Origin of the sequence: Geobacillus zalihae NBRC 101842, assembly GCF_001544135.1 — a bacterium.
Taxonomy (GTDB): domain Bacteria; phylum Bacillota; class Bacilli; order Bacillales; family Anoxybacillaceae; genus Geobacillus; species Geobacillus zalihae.
On sequence record NZ_BCPV01000026.1, the window covers coordinates 1 to 20,400 of the forward strand.

Below are 20,400 nucleotides of genomic sequence, written 5' to 3' on the forward strand. Positions count from 1 at the left end.
TATAACTGTAGATGAGCATTTTTCATTACAATAATTTCCATGGTTAGAGAGACAAACAGGGTACCCCTTACGCGATACGGAGCTGTTTTTTGATCACATCAATGGGAATATCTTGCTTCGCAGCGTCATAAATGAACTCGACGACGCTGTGGTCTTTCCGCGACCGAAGAAGCTCCAGCCCGGTGGAGAGGTTTTGTCGGGATTCGGCGATGCTGTACACGCAGGCCAACAGCACCACCGCCCAATACCGTTTCACCGCCCGAATGTGGCGAACGCGGTATCCATCCAGCTTCAGTTGATCTTTCGCCTGCCGGAAAAAGCACTCGATCGTCCAGCGCTGGGCGTAGTAACGCAAGATGTCTTCGTCCCCGAGTTCCCGGTCGGTGCTCAAGATGCAATGAAGATGTTCCGGCGCCATCGGCTGATCCGCCTTCCAAGCCAGCACCACCGCGTCATCGAGGCCATGGATGGCCCCCTCATAGCGATACACGCGATAACGCTCCTGCCCCACCGTGACGAGGCGGGTGTCTTTGGACTCGATATAGCGGGCAAACTGCTTGGCTTGGATGGCGATGCCTTTCGGGTAGAGAATCCGGTTCGTCTTGAGCATCGCGATGACATGGAATCCCTGTTTCAAGCAGGCTTCGATGAGCTTCTTAGACGGATACCACGAATCCATGAGCACATACACCGGCTGAGCCCGCTTCACCTTGAGCGAGGAAAGCATCTCGATCGCCAGGTCGATCTTGCTTTTTCCCGCTTTCTTGTCATACAGGCGGAACGCAAATGGGAACGCCTGCGTGAAGGTGTGCACCATCAGCCAAACGAGCGAATGCCCCCAGACCGATTGATGATCTTTATGCGAGTAGTGCCAGTCGCACCCTTGAATGGCGTGCACAGCCCGTGACGAAGGCTTTGTTTTTTGGCAAATCGTATCATCAATCGAAACAAAAAGGGGTTGATTCTTCCGTTTGGCCAGTCGTTCGACCTGGGAAAAGATCCACTCTTGAAGCTTCCCAAGCAGCCTTTCCTCGTTCCAAGGGCTTTTCGTGAAAAAGTGACTGAGCGTCGTTCGATGATTCGGATGAAAGCTCCAGTAATGAATATCAGTCAATGTTCCCGAGAATCCCTTGGTGGTCAAGGCATCGACGATATGAATGAGATGCTTGATGACCGGTTTGGAAAGCTGCAGCGTCAACCCCAGCGTGAAGAAAAACTTGTGGATTCCTTGGTGATGTGCTAATTTATTCATGAGACATGAACCTCCTTGTGGATAGTTGGTGGTACATCTATTCTAACCAAGGAATCGGGTTCATGTCTCCTTTTTTGTTTAGTTGTCAATTTATGTAAGTGAATTTGCTCATCTACAGTATATAAGTTGCAATAAAGAATTTCCGAATTTTTCGTTTCCGTTTTCATCTCGATACGAGCTGATACGGTGTAGCATGGCGGGGAATCAGTTGGATGTAAAACAAAATTTCAACTTATATATTTATTGACATTGCTAAAAATTAAGTCCATATAAAATAAACCGCATGCAAAATGGAAATCTGGAGAATCGGCAAATCGGTCCCGCTCGGTTTCAATTAATTTTAAGCCTTTTTCGAACGATTTATTTCCTATAATCGTATATAAATAATCAATGATTAGACTATGGCGGTACCACGATCCCAATGGGGCAAGATGATAACTCTTTTCAAAATATAATTCTGCTTGTTGCAGTTGTTGCTGCAACTTGTATTGTTTTCCTACTTGATACAAAACATAATCGTTAAGAGGATCTCTTTCCAACTCTAGCAACAACAACTTGAGGTTTCGATCCGTTTTATCTGTATAAACATATCCGTCATGATATACTTCTATATCTACGTTTTCTCGTGGTAAATTAGACTCTACCTGTTCATGAATTCTTCCGACATATTTTACACCTTTAGGCAGTAATCGAGATAAATAAGACTGTGCATACCTCTTCTCACCATCTTGAATAAACTCATCAATTCTTTTAATCCGACCAATTACTTTGTCATTTTTTTCTATAAAGTTACGTATAATGTTTCCGCAGTCATTAATAATATATTCATCTGCATCTAATACTAAGTTCCAATCACTTGTGGATTTCTCAAGTGCGTAATTCCGAGCAGCGGAAAAATCATTCACCCACACAAAATCGAATACTTTCGCACCAAATGAATAAGCTATTTCCTTTGTACGATCTGTAGATCCTGTATCTACAATAACCATCTCATCAACAATACCTTTGACACTTTGCAGACAACGGCTAAGATGTCGCTCCTCGTTTTTTACAATCATGACTAATGCTAATGTCGTCAAGGTTTCACCCCATAAACTTTAATAAATTCCTTTAACGCCTCCCGCCAATGCCTTAATTCTTTAAATCCATTTAATCGTAGAGCCATATGATCCAATACAGAATATAGAGGGCGTTGAGCAGGTCTTGGATAATCTTTTGTTTTACATGGATTAACTACTATATTAATACTGGCCTCTTCGAAAATGGCTTTGGCAAATTCATACCAAGAGCAATGGCCTGAATTAGAAATATGGTAGACTCCATATTTTTCAGTCTGAATAAGTTGAAAAATGCAGCTAGCTAAATCAGCTGCATAAGTTGGACATCCAATTTGATCATCAACGACAAACAATTCTTTTTGCTCTTGTGCAAGTTTTAACATTGTTTTCACAAAATTATTTCCATGTTTCCCGTAAACCCATGATGTTCGAATAATAAAAAATTTAGAGTGAAGGTCTCTCACAAACTGTTCACCGGCTAGTTTGCTTTTTCCATATACGTTTATCGGATTCGTAAAAGCAAACTCGTTATAAGGCACGTTTGCGGCGCCGTCAAACACATAATCGGTGCTTATATAAACCAATTTAGCGCCTATATGTTCTGACGCTACGACTACGTTTCTTGTTCCGTATGCATTCACGAAAAATGCTTGATCTGATTCAGACTCTGCTGCATCTACTTTTGTATAAGCAGCAGCGTGAATAACAACATTGGGTTGGATATCATCAATAACACTTTTCACTTGCTGAAAATCTGTTATATCGAGTCCTGATCGGCCATATCCATATACTTCATATTCCATGTCTTTTAACAATTTGACCATTTCTGTGCCTAATTGCCCTTTCGCACCAGTAACTAATATTTTTTGTTTGCTCATTCTCTTTCACCATATTGCTTTTGATAATAAGCGATGTACTCTCCGGACTTAATGCGTTTCCACCAATCTTTATTATTGATATACCATTGAATCGTTTCCTCAATTCCCTTGTCAAACGTATATTGTGGTTTCCATCCGAGTTCTGTCATAATTTTTGCAGGATCGATTGCATAGCGACGGTCATGCCCTGGGCGATCGCTTACATATTTAATTAACGACTTTGAAACCCCAAGTTTTTCAACAATTAAATGGACTATTTCGTTATTTGTCCGCTCATTATGCCCACCGATATTATATACTTCCCCTGGCTTGCCTTTATGAATAACTAAATCAATAGCGGCGCAGTGGTCTTTAACATAAAGCCAATCACGAATATGTTGACCATCACCATAAATAGGAAGCTCTTTCCCTTCTAATGCGTTTGTTATGATTAAAGGGATTAGCTTTTCAGGAAAATGGTATGGTCCATAGTTATTCGAGCAACGTGTAATATTCACATTTAATCCATATGTTTTATGATATGCCCTTACAAGCAAATCCGCACTAGCCTTGCTTGCTGAGTAAGGGCTGTTTGGAGCAAGCGGCGTTTCTTCCGTAAAATACCCTGTATCTCCTAAACTGCCATACACTTCATCGGTAGAAATTTGAACATGTTTTTGGATATTGTTCGCCTTCGCGACATCCAACAATACCTGAGTCCCCAATACATTTGTTTTAACGAAAATATTTGGGTCAGAAATACTGCGATCCACATGCGATTCAGCAGCGAAATTAACAATCACATCAATATGATGAGACTTTACAATATAATCAACAAGTTGATAGTTTCTAATATCACCTTTAACAAAGACATACTGTGGATTTTCTTGAATATCTTTTAAATTTTCCAAATTACCAGCATAAGTTAATAAGTCATAATTAACGATTTTGTATTCAGGATATTTGTTCAACATATAACGCACAAAATTACTACCGATAAAGCCTGCTCCACCGGTTACTAAAAGATTCATAGAGTTCTCTCCCACACAAAATTAATTTCTGCATCCGCTAACAATGGATGATTTGCATCTTTTTCCGAAAGAACAGGATTCGTCACTGGCCAATCAATTCCCAAAGTTGGATCATTCCAAAAAATTCCACGATCATGCTCAGGTGAATAATATTCGTCAACTTTATATTGAACTTCTGTGTTCTCTACCAATGTACAAAAACCGTGTGCGAACCCTTTAGGAACTAACAATTGTCGTTTATTGTCCGCACTCAAAATAAATCCTTGCCATTTTCCAAACGTCGGTGACCCTTTACGAATATCAACGATCACATCATAAATAACACCTCGAGTAACACGAACAAGTTTTGTTTGGGCTTTCGGATTTAGTTGATAGTGCAATCCACGAACCGTTCCCGCTTTTACCGAAAGAGAATGGTTATCTTGCACAAACCGGACATCAAAACCTAATTGACGAAATGTTTGTTCATTATAACTTTCCATAAAAAAGCCGCGCTCATCTTTATATACAGTCGGCTCGAATATAACCGCTCCATCCAATTCGGTTTGAATAACCCTCATATCATTTCATCCTTTAATTATTCATATTTTCTTATTAAACAAGCTATCGAAATCGACATCTTTAGCAAGCTCATTAGCCCGCAAATAGGATGCATGCGTACCGGCATCCGTCCACCATCCGTCTAAAATGTCATACGTTAGCTCATTTCTTTCAATATAAGCATTATTCACATCCGTAATTTCTAACTCGCCTCGTGCGGACGGCTTTAACGTTTTAATAATGTCAAATACCTTAGCGTCATACATATAAATTCCTGTAACCGCATAACGGCTTTTCGGATTCTTTGGCTTTTCTTCAATACTCTTAATTCGATCCCCTTCGAGTTCAGGAACGCCAAATCGCCCAGGGTCCTCAACTTCTTTGATTAAAATTTTCGCCCCTGTTGCCTGTTTTTTAAAGTTTTCAACATAAGGAACAATGCTGCCAGAAAATACATTATCCCCTAAAATAACCGTCATCAAATCATTGCCGACAAATGATTCACATAATCCTAGCGCTTGCGCAATTCCACCAGCTTGATCCTGTACTTTATATGTAAACTCAACATCAAATTCAGAACCACTGCCTAAAAGATTAACAACGTCCCCCATATGTTCACGGCCAGTTACAATTAAAATGTCAGTAATATTCGCTTCTTTCAGTTTATAAATTGCATGGTAAATCATCGGATATTTGCCGACTGGTAGCAAATGCTTGTTTGTTACTTTAGTAAGTGGGGAAAGGCGGGAACCTGTCCCGCCTGCGAGGATGATGCCTTTCAAGGTTATCCCTCCGATTATTTCTCATGGCTAAAAACGTTGTTATCAAATAGATTTTTTAGTTTCTTCATCACTGCTTCCGAACTATAATTGACCTGAATATGTTTTTTACTATTTTCAACCAATGTATTCCATAAATTAGAATCATAATATAACTTTACAATATGTTCAGCAAAATTATATTTGTCATCTGCAATAAGAACATGCCTACCATTTTCCAAATTCATTCCTTCGGCTCCTATTGTCGTAGTAACCACAGGAATGCCGGAGCTCATAGCTTCACCAATTTTCCCCTTCATACCTGCACCGTACCTCAGTGGAACTACTGCTACTCTGCAACTCTGCAAAAAAGGCTGAGTATCCGGTACATATCCAGTTACAATAATATCTTCATCGTTCAATTTAATAATTTCATCTGACCTGTTCCCTACAATATAAAATTTTAAATCCGGTATTTTTTCCTTTACTAAAGGCCATACTTCGCCAACAAAATAGTTTATAGCATCAATGTTAGGAATATGATTAAAATTCCCAATAAATAGAAGATCCTTTCTACTCTCATAACTATTAGTATTTAATAAATTGTCATGTATATTAGGAATTTCGACAATGGTAAAATATGGATTTTCCCTTTTCAGAACCTTTGAATCTTCTGATGTAACAGTGATAATTAAGTCTGGTTTAGAATATATATTTAATTCCCTATTCTTTGTTTGTATAGCTCTTTCATATAAGTCTTTATTATCGTGAATTTCAGCCATCCGCATTTCTCTTAAATAATGAATATCAACAGTATCGATAATTATAAAAGATTTAGGAGATATTCTTTTTATAATATCTAAACATGCCTCTGCAACATCATAGAAAGATAACCAAACAACATCATAGAATCGGAGGGATAGAATATAATTTAAATCTAATTCCATTCCCGATTGAACCATTCTATTTGAACCAGAAGCATATACTTCTATACCCATCCTTTCTAAGATATCAACATATCTTTCTTGTCCTTTTCCATTAAGAGCAATAAATGTAATAAAGTAACCAAGTTGCTTCAACATTTTTATAATATTAAACAAGCGAAGAGATCCAGAAGCTTTATCATACCAAGGTAAAAGTTTATCTATTATTAAGATATTTTTTCTACTTCTGTTTCTAATAGCTGCATTATGAATATTTGAGACATTAGGATAAAAATGCTCTTGCAAAACACCACGCCATTTATCTACAAATTTAGCATGATTTATCATTCGATATTTCTTCATTCCAGAAGATAAGTCTGTTCCCGCTGTAATTCCCTCATAATGAATTACTTCTGCTCTTGGATTATAAATAACTTTATATCCTAAAGCTCTTACCGAAAAACATAAATCAGTATCCTCATAGTACGCAGGAGAATATCTTCTATCAAATCCTCCAACTCTATTAAATAACTCTTTTGGAATTAGCAAACATGCACCTGAACAATAATCTACCTCTTTCACAAAGTTATATTGCGGCCTAGAAGGAATATCCCCTCTTCCATAGTTCCATCCTGTACCATCACTCCAAATAATCCCCCCAGCTTCTTGTAAAAGACCAGTTGGATATATTAACTTAGCACCAACAATTCCTATACAGGAATCGCTCTCAATCGTTTCAATCATTTCTTTTAGCCAATTCTTTTGAGGAACTGTATCGTTATTTAAAAATACTAAATATTTGCCTTTTGCAACTCTTGCACCTTGATTACAAGCCTCTACAAATCCTAGGTTAGATTTATTCTTAATAACGGTAATTTTTTCACTCGCTATTTTATTAAGATAAGCTTTAGTACCATCTGTTGAAGCATTATCAACAATAATAATTTCATATAAACTTGGATTAGTATTTCTAAAAATACCTTCTAGGCATTGTTTTGTAAATTCTAATTTATTATAGACAGGAATAATTATCGATACTTTAATGCTGTCTCTTTCATTAATGTATTCATTTTGGGTGTTGGCATTTTCTAGATTATTATAAAATTGTTTTCTAGTAATATCCTCAGTATTATGGTCAATTGAGTTAACTATATTCTTCTCATCCCAGACGTCCAATTTACTTTTAATCTCTTCCTTCAACTTTTGGACACTATCATCCTCTTCATTTAACATGTTTATATATCTATATGCCAATTCATATTCTCCATAAGCCGATAGAACAAAAGCAATATTATAAATCGTATCTGCATTAGTACGGTCTAATTCAAAAGCTTCTTTTAAATAAGGAATTACGTAATCGTGATTGCCTATATAAAAGTTGTGAATTGCTATTTTGTGTAATATCTCTATAGGTCTTTCAAATACCAACTTAATTAAATCAAATATTTCATTAAAATCATAATATTTATTCAAAGTGGACAATTCATCCAAAAATTCCTCTTTTTCATTAATTTGTTTCAGCAATCCTAATAGCTTTTGATTTACTGCTTCACCTTTTACAATGAAATAATGCGCCTCTAATAAGGATTTTATATTTTTGCCATACAATCTCTCAAAGTCAGAAATAAACTTTCTATCGTCATCGTTCATAAAGGTAGATAAACCAGTAATATTCCATTTTATATTTAATTGTTTAAATAATGTCTCTAGTTGTACATAGGAGTAGCAGTTAACATGATGAATAAATGGCTGTTGACCAGAAAGAATTTGCTGTATAACTTTATAGTAACCAATGTTCAAAAATTTACCTAGAAAAATGCCACTTTCTTTTAAAAATGATACTAATCTCCTTATCAACTCCTCCGTTAATAACAATTCATCATCTGTAAAAAGAATTAAATCAAATTTTATATTAGGCACATCATTAATGTTTTTATAGATATTCCCCAGTTGTTTTGCTTCATTTAATTCGGCTTCATTGGTTTCAACACCATATAGTCTAGCATTTTTAAAACGATTTTTTATTTCAAGTAATGTTGCTCCAGCTTGACAACCTATTTGTAAAACATTTAGCTCTCTATCTAAAGGAAAGTGAACTTGATCTATAAGTTCTTTATGAATGATATATGATGACGAGTCTGTTCCCCATTTTTCTTTAAACTTTTTTTCGTTTTCGCTTAAAATGCGACCGTAAGTGTTCACGTCTTTTTTCCAAGATACACTCCCATAGTGATGAATAAACGTATCTTTACAAAGCATCAAACGGTATCCAGCTTTACGCAAACGGACAGAATAATCATCATCCTCGAAATTCCCTGGTGTAAACCGTTCATCAAGCAAACCAACTTTATCAACCGCTTCCCTTTTAATCAACATGCAAAAACCAATGAGTTTTAACCGTTCTTCCCATTTATCAGGATCTGACACATTATAACTTGCAGCAAATTGATGCATTTCATCAATAGACATATAGTTTACAGGAATGGTTGAATAATAAGCCGCCGAATTAGTTACTGGTCCTACTGCTCCAATATCATCAGAGCTATATAAACATGCCAATAAATTATCCAACCAATTTTTCGTTACTATCGTATCATTGTTTAAAAGGAGAATGTTTTCCCCCGTTGCAATCTCAATTCCTTGATTACATCCTTTTGGAAAACCTAGATTTTCATTATTAAAGATTGCCTTTATGTTATTTTGTTGTTTTAACCACTCTACCGTACCATCAGTAGAGTGGTTATCAACGATAATAATTTCGTAACTGCCTTCTTTTGTATATTTAGTAATACTTTCTATACACTGTTTTGTATAATCCAATTGATTATGAGTAAGAATGATAATACTAGTTTTCATGTAAGTCTCCCTCTTAATTTCCCTGCCGCATCAACCATTTACTATCAGGGTAAATATTTTTTGCTTTTTCCAATATATTGTTTCTTTCCGCTGACATTCCGTTTAGTTTCATTAACTCTAATACATATTTATATAATCGAAAATCGTTATGACCAAAATTAATTCCTAATAATCCGTACTGGATCGCCTCTGTAATTTGGTTTCTGATTGCTAATCCTTCGATAATATTTGCAAAACCTTGTGCATCTAAATCACTAAAATCCTCAACACTTTGATAAAAGTCTAGAGCGACCTCAATAAATTCGTAACGATGGAGCAGATGACCGAGATAAAGATTAATTTTATTTTCAAATTTATCTTTTAGGGATATTAATTGTTCGAATAAATCGTACTTTTTCAGCTGGAGCGTTCGTTCAACCAGATGCAAATAAAAAGTCTGTTCTGAGATATGATCTGTTTCATTTATGATAAATAATAAAAACTCTTTTTCTTTTTCATCACGAACAATATGGATTAATAGCCGAATAACCTCCGATTTTCCAGCGCCTAGGGAAGCAATTAAAATATCATATAAATCTAAACAGCCATTCTTTATATAAGTTTCTAACGAATACAAAGAACCACTCATTAACTGTTCAATTGCCTTTTCGTATTTCCCTTTTAGAATATTTAACTTAATTTGAAATCCTGTTCTGAGTGTTTCTTCTGTTAATTTTGAAATATAATATTCAGCAATCGTTTCTAGACCGAGGTTAAGAGCAATTCTTAACAGCAGTGATATATCTCTTTCATTAATAAACCAATTTCTTTTTTCTAGAAATTGAATAATCTCATCTTCAGAATGAAATTTAGCTAGTAACCCCAAAACATTATATAATGCTTCATAGCTCTTATTATTTATAGACAACGCACTAGTATAATGATGAACAGCCTCTTGGACATTTCCTTTATACTTATAAATATGGCCAAGTAAAATGTGCGGATCATACTCTAAATACTCGATACTTTTTATAAATTTTTGATACTTATGTTTATTGTTTACTAATTCTGTTAAAACTTCTAAAGCGTCATCGTATCTATGCTGTAAATAATAAATTTCCCCTCTTAAATATTTGAAATCAGGAGTTTCACTGTAAATATGCTCGGCATCGCTTATAACGTTTAACGCATCATTAAATCTTTCTAAATATTTCAGACATAAAATAATTTGTACAACACAAATTGAAACCCAGCTAAATCTAAAGTCAGGCTTGAGCTTATAGGCCTTTAAGTAATATTTTAGTGCTTCTTCTACTTCCGCTTTAGAAAGGTACTCATTTGCTAAGTTAAAGTAATCAAACCCTTTACTATTAGAAGCATTCAATTCCTTTTCAATTAATTCTGCATTACGTTCATTCTTATTCTTTTCTTTGACTGTTTGAGTCATATACCCTGAATGATAAATAATAAAAGGAATCATTTCTGTTGTTAACTCTTGATTTTCATTTTTTCTTAATTGCTCATGAATGGAGCGATAATAGCGAATATTAGGGACATTTCGATAGATCCTCGTGCTCTTATGTTGAAGAACGCGCTCCCCATACGTTCCCATAAAGTTATAGATTGTTACATCATAACCATCTATATCGTCTTTTGAGTTTTTTAATATCGTTACTAATTGTTGCAAACTTTCCCTATCGACATACTCATCTGCATCCAGAACTAAAATCCATTCTCCGTTTGCCTGCTTCTGTGCGTAATTTCGGGCATCTGCAAAGCTATTTGTCCACTCAAATTCATATATTTTATCTACATACTTTAGAGCAATTTCTTTTGTAGAATCAGTTGAACCAGTATCAACAATAATAATTTCATCAACAATACCATATACAGAATCAAGACAACGTTTTAATACTTTTTCTTCATTTTTCACAATCATACATAACGATAATAATGGTTTCATGGTACACATCCTTTTTTAATGAACTCGCTTAAAAAAATATCGTGTCATTCTTATCGCAGGAAAGACACGATACTTTTTTAAACGTCCCTCTTCTAAGAAGAGGGACTTGATTATATTAGCGGAGTAATTGAAGAACTGATTGTGGCTGCTGATTTGCTTGAGCCAACATGGCTTGTGCTGCTTGAGTAAGGATGTTGTTCTTCGTGAACTCCATCATTTCTTTCGCCATATCTACATCGCGGATACGAGATTCAGCCGCCGTTAAGTTTTCAGCTGAAGTCTGTAAGTTATTAATCGTATGCTCTAAACGGTTTTGATACGCACCAAGTTTAGAACGTTCAGTAGACACTTTGGCAATTGCCGCATCAATTAATGACATAGAAGCACTTGCATTAGCATTTGAATCTACTGAAATAGAACCGATACCAAGACCACTTGTATCCATTGCAGTAATACTTAGTGCAATAACTTGACCGTCGTTCGCACCTACTTGGAATGTACCCGTAAACGAACCGTCTAACAAGTTTTTCGTGTTGAATTGTGTCGTATCAGCAATACGGTCAATTTCAGATAGTAGCTGGTTTAACTCTTGTTGAATCTGATTACGGTCTGCAGTAGTGTTTGTGTCGTTAGCACCTTGAACAGCCAACTCACGCATACGCTGAAGAATCGCGTGTGTTTCGTTTAAAGCACCTTCTGCTGTTTGGATTAACGAGATTGCGTCTTGTGAGTTTTTAGCAGCCATTTCTAAGCCGCGAATTTGCCCACGCATTTTTTCGGAGATGGCAAGACCTGCTGCATCATCACCAGCGCGGTTGATGCGAAGACCAGAAGATAATTTTTCCATGTTTTTAGATGCAGCGTTAGTGCCAGCCGTCAATTGACGATACGTATTCAACGCCGCAATGTTGTGGTTAATTCTCATCTTCTTTTCCTCCTTGAAAAATTTTTCTTCCACATCCTTGTGGAATGATCAATTTGCGGATAGGAAGAAAGTCGGCCGCCTTTCTTCGCTATGCCGCGTTCACTTTTTATATCGGTTTGTTTAGCTAGAAGTTTAATAGATTGGAGAAAATTTTTTAGATTTTGATGTCGAGAAATTGGGAAAATGGCGAAGGCTGCTGAATTTCTTTGATGATGCGCGCTGGGTCGTCTTTATGTTTGTTGATCATTTCGTTTAAGGCTTGTTCGGCAATGGCCTTATTATCTTGCACAATGCGCGCGACGACGCCTTGGACTGGCACTCCGCCGATGCTGACGCTCATGCTTGTTTCCCCCCTTTCCAATGTTTTAATTGCTCGTTCAGCTGTTCGAGCGATGTTTTGGAGGCGTGGGAGGCGGCGTTGTTTTCGGCTTGGATGGCGAGGTAAATTTCTTTGCGATGGATTTCGACATGTTTCGGTGCATTGATGCCAAGCTTCACTTGATCGCCTTGGATGGCAAGGACAGTGATTTCGATGTCATCGCCGATTTGGATCGCTTCTTTGAGTTTGCGCGTTAAAACAAGCATGGTTCGCCCGCCTCCTTTACGTCGCCGCTTTTTCCGGGAAAAGGCGATGTTTCGTTTTGTACGGTGTATTCGTTAAAATCACTTGCTTGCCGAGCCGCTTGCGAACGTTGATGACCACGGGCGCCTGCAAGTTCGCCGTCGTGTTGTCAAACGGGTCAGCGACCGTCAAGATGACGTACACCGCGACGTCGCGTTCGCTTTCGATGTCAAGTTGTTCGACCGTCGCTTCATCCAGTTCAAATTCGTACGATGGAAAGTATGAAAACGGCTCGATCAGCACAAACCCGAGCGCGGGCGTCTCGACGGACTGCAAGATGACAAACGGCGTGTCGGCGAGCGGCAAAAGGACGAACCGCTTCTCGTCCGCAAATCCAGGGAGGCCGTGGGGGAAGCGGATGATGTCTTCTTCCTTCACCGCCACTGTTCCGTGGTATTTCGTGTCGATGTTCAATGCTTGCTCCTCCTCATTTTCCTCAAATGATGACGTCAATGTGAAGCGACGGACGCTGGGCGAGGGCGATCTTGACCGTTCCTTGCTGGTAGCGGATGATCGGCGCATGCGCCTTCACATCAATGCGCGGCGCGTGGGTGTTCCAGTCGATCGCCAGCCGTCCTGGTTCATAGTCGACCTTGACGCTAAACGGCGGCGGGACGAGGACGATGCCCAACTCAAGCGGCGGGCCTTCGCTGTTGGCTTCCGCCTGCTCTACGAGAGGATCGCCCCCTTGTTCAATGCGCATCAGTTCATCGCCTTGGATGGCGGCGCGCTCGATGAAATCGAGCACCGCTTGCCGCCCGTCAGCGGCCGCATCCCGAATGAGCCGAAACACGTGCTTGTTGTTCACCGCCGCCCACGCCTCGGTCTGGTCGATCGTCAGGCGGGCAGGAACGGAAGTGATATGCATTTCCGCAGGAGGCTGTTCCATCGTCAGTTCGGCGGGCGGTTGGGTGATCTCAAGCCGGGCGGGTTCGGTCGAGATCGCCAGTTTGGCGTACGTCGCTTCCATCGTGAGCTGCGGAATGCGCATGGCCATCGCTCCTTTTGGTAGGCGAAAAGCTAACTTAACGCAAAAAATCGACCAATGTCGGCTGAATGACCCGCGCGCCGACCGCCAAGGCAGCACGATGGACGCTTTCTTGCGTTTTTAAATCCGTGATGACTTTCTCCAAATCGACGTCTTCGTTGTCCGACAACATTTTTTCCGCGATCACCTGCTGGCTGTCGATGCGGTCTTCCATCAGCTCGATCCGGTTCATGCGCGCGCCGAGTTCGGCGCGGACGCCGAGCAAATTTGTCAAATGGCTGTCGAGTTTGTCTAAATAGCCCGTTAAATCATTACCGGTCGTACTCGGATTTTCGAGGGAAGCGGCCAAGTTTTGCAAGTCGGAAAACAATCCGCTGCCCGCCCCGAACGCTGTGCTCGGCGGAATGTTGACCGGAATGTAAATGCCTTTGGCGAGCTCAATGTTCAGCTGTTGGCTGTTCGTCGACACGGAAATCGTGCCGTCCGGGTTCACAGTAACAGGTGGCTCCGTCGTTTTCGCGCCGTTAAAGATGTATTTGTCGCCGACTTTCGTATTGGCGATCGTGACCAAATGTTCGGTGAGCTGGCGCACTTCTTTGGCGATCGACTGGCGCTGCGTTTCTTCGTATGTGTCGTTGCTCGCCTGCACGACGAGCTCGCGGATGCGCTGCAGCGCCTGCGTCGCCTTGTCAAGCGCCGAATCAGAGTTTTCGACCCAGTTGTACGCTTCCGAGAAATTGCGTTTGAACTGCTCGACTTCGGCTAAATTCGAACGGTAGGCGATTCCTTTCATCGCCACAACAGGATCGTCGGACGGGCGGGTGATTTTTTTCCCTGTCGAAAGCTGGGTTTGATATTGATCTAACTTTTCGTAGCTGCGGGTGATTTGTTTCAACATATTATTCGCCAACATGCTTTGCGTAATACGCATCACCGTTCACCTACCTTCCAACGACGCCCATGCCGTTGATGAGTTTATCGAGCATCTCGTCAATCACCGTAATTTGACGCGCCGCGGCGTTGTAGGCGTGCTGGAATTTGATCATGTTCATCATCTCTTCATCCAGCGACACGGAGCTGACCGACTGCCGTTTTTCCTCCACCGACTGGCGCAGAATTTCACTATTGCTTTTCATCCGGTTCGCCTGCTCACCGTCGACGCCAAGCTGGCCGATCCAGCCTTGGTAGTTCGTTTCGACCGTGCCTGAGGAAAGCGGCAAATTAAGGGACGCCAAGTTGACGGAGATGCCGTCTTGCAGCGAAACGGTCGCATTGGACAGAAGCAGGCTGCGGACGTTGGCGAGGTTGATGGCGTTGTTGCCATTCCCTGTTTCCCCGCTTTTCGTTGACGCCGCGATGTTCGCCAAATCGTCGGTGTCGGCGGCGAGTTTGATCGTGTTCGCCGCGCCGCTCACCGCGCCGATCCCGCCAAAAAACGGGTGATTCGTGCTCCCGTTTAGCCCGTAGCCTTGTTGATGAACGTCGTTGAACACCTTGCCGAACGTGTAGGCGAGCTTGTCCAAATTCGCCAGCATGTCTGGGTACAGCCCTTTGACGATCGGCTGGCCGCTGGCGTCGGTTCCTGTTTGATAGCCGTATCCTTCGATCAGCCCGCGCAATTTGCCGTTCGGAAGAGAGGAAAAGGAAACGGTCGTCCCGCTGACATCGAGCGCATTGACGCCTGAAGCAGGGGGCATTTCCTTCACCCCGTCGCCGTCGACATCGCTGCCGTCGGGAAACGATACGGCAGACGCCGTGCGCCCTTGAACGAGATACACTTTCGCGCTCCCGTTCATCACGTAAACATCGTACGTTCCTTCCGCCATGGGCAAGGCGTTTCCGCCAGTTGGATGCTTTTCCACACCGATCTCCATATATTGCGACAGTTGGTCGACCAACCGATCGCGCTCGTCGTACAAGTCGTTCGGCAAATAGCCGTTCGGTTCAATTTCGGCGATCCGTTCATTCAATGCGCTGATTTGGTTGAGAAGGGAATTGATTTCCGTCACCGTCGTGCCGATTTGCGTGCCGATGTCCGTACGGATTTGCGTCAGTGAATTCGATAAATAATGGAACGTCTCGACGACCGCTAACCCGCGCTGGCGAACGACGGAGCGCGCTCCTTCGTTCTCCGGGTGGGTGCTCAAATCTTGAAGCGCCTGCCAAAACTGGTCCATCGTTTTCGCCAGTCCGCTGTCGGACGGTTCGTTCATAATGTCTTCCATTTTCGCCACCGCGTCGGCGCGTGCTTCCCAGTAGCCGAGCTTACTGTTTTCGCCGCGGTATTGGATGTCCAAAAAGTATTCACGCACCCGTTCGACCGATGCCGCCTCCACCCCTGTCCCCATTTGCCCCGGGATGTTCGGGCGATTGAGCCCAGGCGTTGGGAACGGCGGCGTCGGCTGCAGTTGAACGCGCTGCCGTGTATACCCTTCCGTATTGGCGTTGGCGATGTTATGGCTTGTCGTGTACAAGGCGGCTTGTTGGGCCATCATGCCGCGTCGGGCGGCTTCAAGGCCATGGAATGTCGAGAGCATCGGTTCTCCTCCTTACGCTTTCGATTCAAACAGCGGGCGGTCTGGCGATGGCGCGTACTCTTGTGTGCGGCTGTAAGTGGACGGGGTTGGGGCGAATGTCTCGCTCATGGCCGTAACGAACTGGAGCGACTGCTCAATGAGCTGGCGGTTTAACTCATTGGCCTCGGACAACGCGTTGACCGCCGCCCTCAGCCGATCTCCGCACTCGCACAACTGTTGGCGCTCTTCCCCGTTCGCCATCGCTTGGCATGCGGCGATCGTCACCGTCTCGTCACCAAGCCTCTCCTTCAGCCAGCGCCGCCGCCGTTCTTCGAGTTGACGAATGGCAAAAAGATGCTTTTGTTCATCGGCAAGAAGTGCCGATAGTGCCTCAATGTCGTTTTTCTTCAACACTTCCGTTTTCCGCCGCGCTAGCACTAACAAGCTTTCATGCAGCTCGGCATGTGTCCGCAATAGATGAATGAGTTCGGCAAATGTCATCACGAACCGCTTCCTTTATCAGTGATTTCGGTAATAGTCGATCATCCGTTTCGCGACCGCCTTCGGGTCGACCGTATACGTACCGTTTTCGATTTGTTGACGTAGCTCATCAAGTTTCGCCTGCCGCGCCTGTTCCCAGCTTGCCGCTTCTTGCAGCTCCTTCGCTTCTTTCGAAATTTCCACTTGGTCTCCAGACGCCTTCCTTGCCGCTAACCGCTCGGTTTTGGTCAGTTGGCGTTGATACGGATTGACGTTCATCGGACCAATATGGTGGATTTTCATCGCGTTCACCTCGCTTGACCGGCGCTGTTCATATCGTGCTATCGTTTATATCGGAACGTTGGTGAAAATGTTTAGTTCTTTTTATTTTTATCTTCTTGTTCTTGAATGTAATAAGTGATGTAGCGCGAACGGGCATTCTGGTCTTTTCTCTCCTCCATTTGGCGTAAATCTTTCTGCAGCTTGCCTAAACAGTTGGCGCACAGCCGTCCCTCACGAATCATCGTCCCGCACGATTCGCAAGGATAGGTCAGATTCGGGAAGCGAACGAGCTGCAGCCGTCCTTCGCGAATCCATTTCGTAATGAGCTTTTCTGCCACTCCTGTCGCCTCGACGATTTGCGCCATCGTTGCCGTTCGGTTTTCCCGTTTGCGCAAAAACGTGTAGACACGTTCGAACTGTCGTTCTTCCTCTTGATAACATGATTCACAAACGTCACGAGTCGACATTCTAACAAACAACCGCCCGCACTTGGTGCAGTTCGCTAATTCCGCCACCGTTTTCCCCTCCCGATTGCCCAATCAAACGGTTACGTATAAATATTAATAATGAGCCCTTGAATCTCGCCGACAAGCCGTAGAATGTCCAACCCTTTTTGTTCTTTTTTCAACACTTCGTTCGTTAATTCAATCAGCTTTTGGTCAACCTCTTTAACAAGTTTATAGATGCGTGCCCGTCCGCCACGGCTGAATCCACGTTGTTCCTCGAGCTGCAGGCCGTTTTTCACCGCGTCGTCCAAAAACGACTTGACGAGCTGTTTGTATTTGCGCAAATCCTCAACCGTCCGCGACTCGGCAAGCTTCTTCCCTTGCTCCTCGATTTGGCGGACTTGTTCGTTGATCCGCTCCCATACGACGTCGCGGCGCGTTTTCGCCATGACTTCGGTGAACGACACCGATTCCATCGGGGCATCATCTTTGCGGCCCACGTTCGCCAGCCCTGTGCGCGTCACTTTTTGCACTTCCATTGCCATCACCTCTCGCTACCCCCATTATCGCACAACCATAGCAAAAGGGCGAGGCGTTTATGCCCCGCCCGATGCGGTCCGATTAGCTTTTCAAAAGCTGCAAAATCCCTTGCGGCAGCTGGTTCGACTGCGCGAGCATCGCCTGCGCCGCCTGCGTCAAGATGTTGTTTTTCGTAAACTCCGCCATCTCCATCGCCATATCCGTATCGCGGATGCGGGATTCGGCAGAAGTTAGATTTTCATTAGCGGTTGTTAGGTTGTTGATTGTGTGTTCGAGGCGGTTTTGAACAGCCCCTAGCTTGCCGCGTTCTTCAGATACCTTATTAATAGCTTGGTCAATTATAGTAATCGCCGCACGCGCCGCCTGAGCCGATGATGATACGTCGATCCCCGCTTCAGCATTGACTCCCGTGTTTAAAATGGTCGTGTGGTCAGCCATACGGGCAAGTCCTAAACTAGCCGCATCCATTACACCTACATCTAGGCTTAGCGTTTCGGACTCATTTGCCCCGATTTGCATGTCTAATTTTAACGTTTTTCCTTTATTGGCTTCAAAATCATTATCAATTATTTGGACTTCTAACCCATTCGCCGAACCGAACGGCTTCCCGTCGTCTGTTCGGTCAGTTGAAAGCACTAATGAACTTCCTACAACACTAAACGCCGTTAACGCCCGGACAGGCTGATTTATGCCATCTGCCTTGGCATCCCCAAGCACTTGCTTAATATCATCTAGCACGTCAAAAACCGTTTTTCCGCTTACATTAATTGTTGCTGTTCCTTGCCCACCGCTCCACGTATAGCCGCTTGCTGTTGAATCGCTAAACGTGATCGTTAAGTTATCAATCTTTAAGACGTCACCGTTTTTAGGGACATCTTCAAAGGTTAGGGTTAACGACTCGGAAACCAATGCTTGATCCTTAGCAACGAGTGACGTCACTGTTGACGTTAGGTTTACCGGATCCAAGCATGTAAGTTGTGTACTAGGAAACGAAGATGCTACACCGATTAGAGCGGCATCCTTTGGTGCCATGTTATTCGCTGTTGTCAACGTTAAGCGACCGTTCACAATGACACCGTCAGAATTGGTGCCGCTGTCAGAAGCATTGGTAATTAAACTCGTTGAGCTGAACGTACTGTCATTCGCTACAATGGCGTTTTTCAATGCGTTCAACAAGTTATTAATATTCGTTACGGCGTCACTATCGTTCGCAGGAGTGGCAATCCAGCTGACATTCACGGCAATGTGCCCCGTATTGGTTAACCCATCATTTTTGGTGTCTATTTGGTATGTTTTTCCATTAATCGTGAGCGTTTGACCGTCGATTTGATCTCGGGTCAACATACCGAGGTTCTTTGAAAAGTCGAGTACGACTTTCGCCGGATCCGTTGGTGTCGCTGTAACAACTCCCTGCCATGTTCCATTTCCTGCATAACGAATGGCTGGAGAATTTGCTTGGGCAAACGCCCGGCCTTCCGGCGAACCACTGAATAAAATCTTTTGGTTGAACTGTGTCGTATCGGCAATGCGATCAATTTCTTTTGTCAGCTGATCCACTTCCGCTTGAATGGCAGCGCGGTCGCTCGGCTCCAGCGTATCATTCGCCGCCTGCACGGCCAACTCGCGCATCCGCTGCAGGATGCTGTGGACTTCGTTTAACGCCCCTTCCGCCGTTTGGATGAGCGAAATCGCATCGAGCGCGTTCCGTTCCGCCATTTGCAGGCCGCGAATTTGCGAGCGCATTTTTTCCGAAATGGCAAGCCCCGCTGCGTCGTCAGCCGCACGGTTGATGCGCAAACCAGAGGAGAGGCGCTCCAAGTTTTTCGAAATGCTCGATTGATTGGCCGCCAAGTTGCGGTAGGCGTTGAGCGCCTGAATATTATGGTTGATTCGCACAAACATCCGCTCCTTTGCTTATGATTTCTCGTATGTAATGAATTGTTCGTACGCTGCGGCTTTTTGCCTTTGTGCCGCATGCACGGAAGAGGCGCCGCTTTTGAGCGCCTCGTTCCACGCGGTGGCGATCGTAGTCGTTAATTGCCACACTTCCTGAACAATCTTCACGTCTTTTTTCATATTCGCCTCGATGAGGCGCTCAGCCATATAGTTGTAGAGCGCATCCAACTGATGGGCGATGATGCCCGCGTCATAGCGCAATCCAACGCCGAGGCGGCGAAGGATGTCGTTTCCTTTTTGCAGCTGTTTGTTCGCTTTCCAGTAGTCTTTTTGTTCAAGGGCCGCAATGGCCTCTTCCAAACATTCCAGCAATCCTTCATATAGCAATGCCGTCAGTTGTTGCGAGTTTTTTTGGTAAATCCATTCCTCGGTTAAAAAGTCCAACGCCGTGCACCCCCATTTGCCCTCTGTTTTTTATATCGGCGATG

General features: G+C 42.9%; 21 protein-coding genes and 1 pseudogene. All 22 read right to left on the reverse strand.

Going from position 1 to position 20,400, the window contains the following annotated elements:
- Window positions 1–67: 67 nt before the first annotated feature.
- Entirely contained in the window at window positions 68–1,252 is a 1,185-nt protein-coding gene (locus tag GZ1_RS08875) for an IS701 family transposase (RefSeq protein ID WP_060788334.1), read from the reverse strand.
- A gap of 227 nt (window positions 1,253–1,479) precedes the next feature.
- The gene (locus tag GZ1_RS08880; RefSeq protein WP_255211282.1) at window positions 1,480–2,331 is read right to left on the reverse strand and encodes a glycosyltransferase family 2 protein; all 852 of its coding nucleotides are present in this window, start codon (window positions 2,329–2,331) and stop codon (window positions 1,480–1,482) included.
- Window positions 2,328–3,188 carry a dTDP-4-dehydrorhamnose reductase gene (rfbD, locus tag GZ1_RS08885; protein ID WP_060788335.1) on the reverse strand — a complete coding sequence of 287 codons (861 nt, stop codon included), beginning with the start codon at window positions 3,186–3,188 and terminating at the stop codon, window positions 2,328–2,330. The genes GZ1_RS08880 and rfbD overlap by 4 nt, the downstream gene beginning before the upstream one ends.
- Window positions 3,185–4,198, reverse strand: coding sequence for a dTDP-glucose 4,6-dehydratase (gene rfbB, locus GZ1_RS08890; RefSeq protein ID WP_060788336.1), 1,014 nt, complete (start codon window positions 4,196–4,198; stop codon window positions 3,185–3,187). Before rfbB ends, rfbD begins: the two co-directional genes overlap by 4 nt.
- Complete coding sequence (rfbC, locus tag GZ1_RS08895) at window positions 4,195–4,758, reverse strand: dTDP-4-dehydrorhamnose 3,5-epimerase (RefSeq protein ID WP_060788337.1); 564 nt, start codon at window positions 4,756–4,758, stop codon at window positions 4,195–4,197. The genes rfbB and rfbC overlap by 4 nt, the downstream gene beginning before the upstream one ends.
- 21 nt (window positions 4,759–4,779) lie before the next feature.
- Window positions 4,780–5,520 carry a sugar phosphate nucleotidyltransferase gene (locus GZ1_RS08900; protein WP_060788338.1) on the reverse strand — a complete coding sequence of 247 codons (741 nt, stop codon included), beginning with the start codon at window positions 5,518–5,520 and terminating at the stop codon, window positions 4,780–4,782.
- Between the two features lie 14 nt (window positions 5,521–5,534).
- Window positions 5,535–8,069: a glycosyltransferase gene (locus GZ1_RS08905; protein ID WP_373278096.1), complete on the reverse strand. Its 2,535-nt coding sequence runs from the start codon at window positions 8,067–8,069 to the stop codon at window positions 5,535–5,537.
- 117 nt (window positions 8,070–8,186) lie between these two features.
- Window positions 8,187–9,275: pseudogene (locus GZ1_RS19860) on the reverse strand (glycosyltransferase); the annotation flags it as partial.
- Window positions 9,276–9,288: 13 nt separating this feature from the next.
- Entirely contained in the window at window positions 9,289–11,217 is a 1,929-nt protein-coding gene (locus tag GZ1_RS08910; protein ID WP_255211283.1) for a glycosyltransferase, read from the reverse strand.
- Window positions 11,218–11,332: 115 nt separating this feature from the next.
- Complete coding sequence (locus GZ1_RS08915) at window positions 11,333–12,142, reverse strand: flagellin N-terminal helical domain-containing protein (RefSeq protein ID WP_060788341.1); 810 nt, start codon at window positions 12,140–12,142, stop codon at window positions 11,333–11,335.
- 154 nt (window positions 12,143–12,296) lie between these two features.
- Window positions 12,297–12,482 carry a hypothetical protein gene (locus tag GZ1_RS08920; RefSeq protein WP_033009476.1) on the reverse strand — a complete coding sequence of 62 codons (186 nt, stop codon included), beginning with the start codon at window positions 12,480–12,482 and terminating at the stop codon, window positions 12,297–12,299.
- Window positions 12,479–12,727, reverse strand: coding sequence for a carbon storage regulator CsrA (gene csrA, locus GZ1_RS08925; protein ID WP_033009478.1), 249 nt, complete (start codon window positions 12,725–12,727; stop codon window positions 12,479–12,481). Before csrA ends, GZ1_RS08920 begins: the two co-directional genes overlap by 4 nt.
- Before the next feature lie 16 nt (window positions 12,728–12,743).
- Window positions 12,744–13,178, reverse strand: a complete 435-nt coding sequence (fliW, locus tag GZ1_RS08930) for a flagellar assembly protein FliW (RefSeq protein ID WP_060788342.1) — start codon at window positions 13,176–13,178, stop codon at window positions 12,744–12,746.
- A 22-nt stretch (window positions 13,179–13,200) separates the two neighbouring features.
- Window positions 13,201–13,755: a DUF6470 family protein gene (locus tag GZ1_RS08935; protein ID WP_060788343.1), complete on the reverse strand. Its 555-nt coding sequence runs from the start codon at window positions 13,753–13,755 to the stop codon at window positions 13,201–13,203.
- Window positions 13,756–13,789: 34 nt separating this feature from the next.
- Entirely contained in the window at window positions 13,790–14,683 is an 894-nt protein-coding gene (gene flgL, locus GZ1_RS08940) for a flagellar hook-associated protein FlgL (RefSeq protein WP_011232606.1), read from the reverse strand.
- Window positions 14,684–14,693: 10 nt separating this feature from the next.
- On the reverse strand, window positions 14,694–16,289 hold the full coding sequence (gene flgK / locus GZ1_RS08945; protein WP_060788344.1) for a flagellar hook-associated protein FlgK: 1,596 nt from the start codon (window positions 16,287–16,289) through the stop codon (window positions 14,694–14,696).
- A 12-nt stretch (window positions 16,290–16,301) separates the two neighbouring features.
- Entirely contained in the window at window positions 16,302–16,769 is a 468-nt protein-coding gene (locus tag GZ1_RS08950; RefSeq protein ID WP_060788345.1) for a flagellar protein FlgN, read from the reverse strand.
- A gap of 18 nt (window positions 16,770–16,787) precedes the next feature.
- Window positions 16,788–17,051, reverse strand: a complete 264-nt coding sequence (flgM, locus tag GZ1_RS08955; protein WP_060788346.1) for a flagellar biosynthesis anti-sigma factor FlgM — start codon at window positions 17,049–17,051, stop codon at window positions 16,788–16,790.
- Between the two features lie 71 nt (window positions 17,052–17,122).
- Window positions 17,123–17,545, reverse strand: a complete 423-nt coding sequence (locus GZ1_RS08960) for a TIGR03826 family flagellar region protein (protein WP_011888210.1) — start codon at window positions 17,543–17,545, stop codon at window positions 17,123–17,125.
- 32 nt (window positions 17,546–17,577) lie between these two features.
- Window positions 17,578–18,015, reverse strand: a complete 438-nt coding sequence (locus GZ1_RS08965) for a YaaR family protein (RefSeq protein ID WP_060788347.1) — start codon at window positions 18,013–18,015, stop codon at window positions 17,578–17,580.
- Between the two features lie 82 nt (window positions 18,016–18,097).
- Window positions 18,098–19,912 (reverse strand): flagellin N-terminal helical domain-containing protein, encoded by a 1,815-nt coding sequence (locus tag GZ1_RS19790; protein ID WP_060788348.1) that lies wholly within the window; start codon window positions 19,910–19,912, stop codon window positions 18,098–18,100.
- A gap of 18 nt (window positions 19,913–19,930) precedes the next feature.
- Window positions 19,931–20,356 carry a flagellar export chaperone FliS gene (gene fliS, locus GZ1_RS08975; RefSeq protein ID WP_060788349.1) on the reverse strand — a complete coding sequence of 142 codons (426 nt, stop codon included), beginning with the start codon at window positions 20,354–20,356 and terminating at the stop codon, window positions 19,931–19,933.
- Between the last annotated feature and the right edge of the window lie 44 nt (window positions 20,357–20,400).

Excerpts from the sequence above, each read along its gene's own strand:
- csrA (WP_033009478.1), bottom strand. The coding sequence starts at position 12,727 with ATGCTTGTTTTAACGCGCAAACTCAAAGAAGCGATCCAAATCGGCGAT.
- flgK (WP_060788344.1), bottom strand. The coding sequence starts at position 16,289 with ATGCTCTCGACATTCCATGGCCTTGAAGCCGCCCGACGCGGCATGATG.
- rfbB (WP_060788336.1), bottom strand. The coding sequence starts at position 4,198 with ATGAATCTTTTAGTAACCGGTGGAGCAGGCTTTATCGGTAGTAATTTT.
- GZ1_RS08950 (WP_060788345.1), bottom strand. The coding sequence starts at position 16,769 with ATGACATTTGCCGAACTCATTCATCTATTGCGGACACATGCCGAGCTG.
- rfbD (WP_060788335.1), bottom strand. The coding sequence starts at position 3,188 with ATGAGCAAACAAAAAATATTAGTTACTGGTGCGAAAGGGCAATTAGGC.
- GZ1_RS08935 (WP_060788343.1), bottom strand. The coding sequence starts at position 13,755 with ATGCGCATTCCGCAGCTCACGATGGAAGCGACGTACGCCAAACTGGCG.
- GZ1_RS08965 (WP_060788347.1), bottom strand. The coding sequence starts at position 18,015 with ATGGAAGTGCAAAAAGTGACGCGCACAGGGCTGGCGAACGTGGGCCGC.
- rfbC (WP_060788337.1), bottom strand. The coding sequence starts at position 4,758 with ATGAGGGTTATTCAAACCGAATTGGATGGAGCGGTTATATTCGAGCCG.
- GZ1_RS08905 (WP_373278096.1), bottom strand. The coding sequence starts at position 8,069 with ATGAACGATGACGATAGAAAGTTTATTTCTGACTTTGAGAGATTGTAT.
- GZ1_RS08920 (WP_033009476.1), bottom strand. The coding sequence starts at position 12,482 with ATGAGCGTCAGCATCGGCGGAGTGCCAGTCCAAGGCGTCGTCGCGCGC.
- GZ1_RS08915 (WP_060788341.1), bottom strand. The coding sequence starts at position 12,142 with ATGAGAATTAACCACAACATTGCGGCGTTGAATACGTATCGTCAATTG.
- GZ1_RS08910 (WP_255211283.1), bottom strand. The coding sequence starts at position 11,217 with ATGAAACCATTATTATCGTTATGTATGATTGTGAAAAATGAAGAAAAA.
- flgL (WP_011232606.1), bottom strand. The coding sequence starts at position 14,683 with ATGCGTATTACGCAAAGCATGTTGGCGAATAATATGTTGAAACAAATC.
- flgM (WP_060788346.1), bottom strand. The coding sequence starts at position 17,051 with ATGAAAATCCACCATATTGGTCCGATGAACGTCAATCCGTATCAACGC.
- GZ1_RS08875 (WP_060788334.1), bottom strand. The coding sequence starts at position 1,252 with ATGAATAAATTAGCACATCACCAAGGAATCCACAAGTTTTTCTTCACG.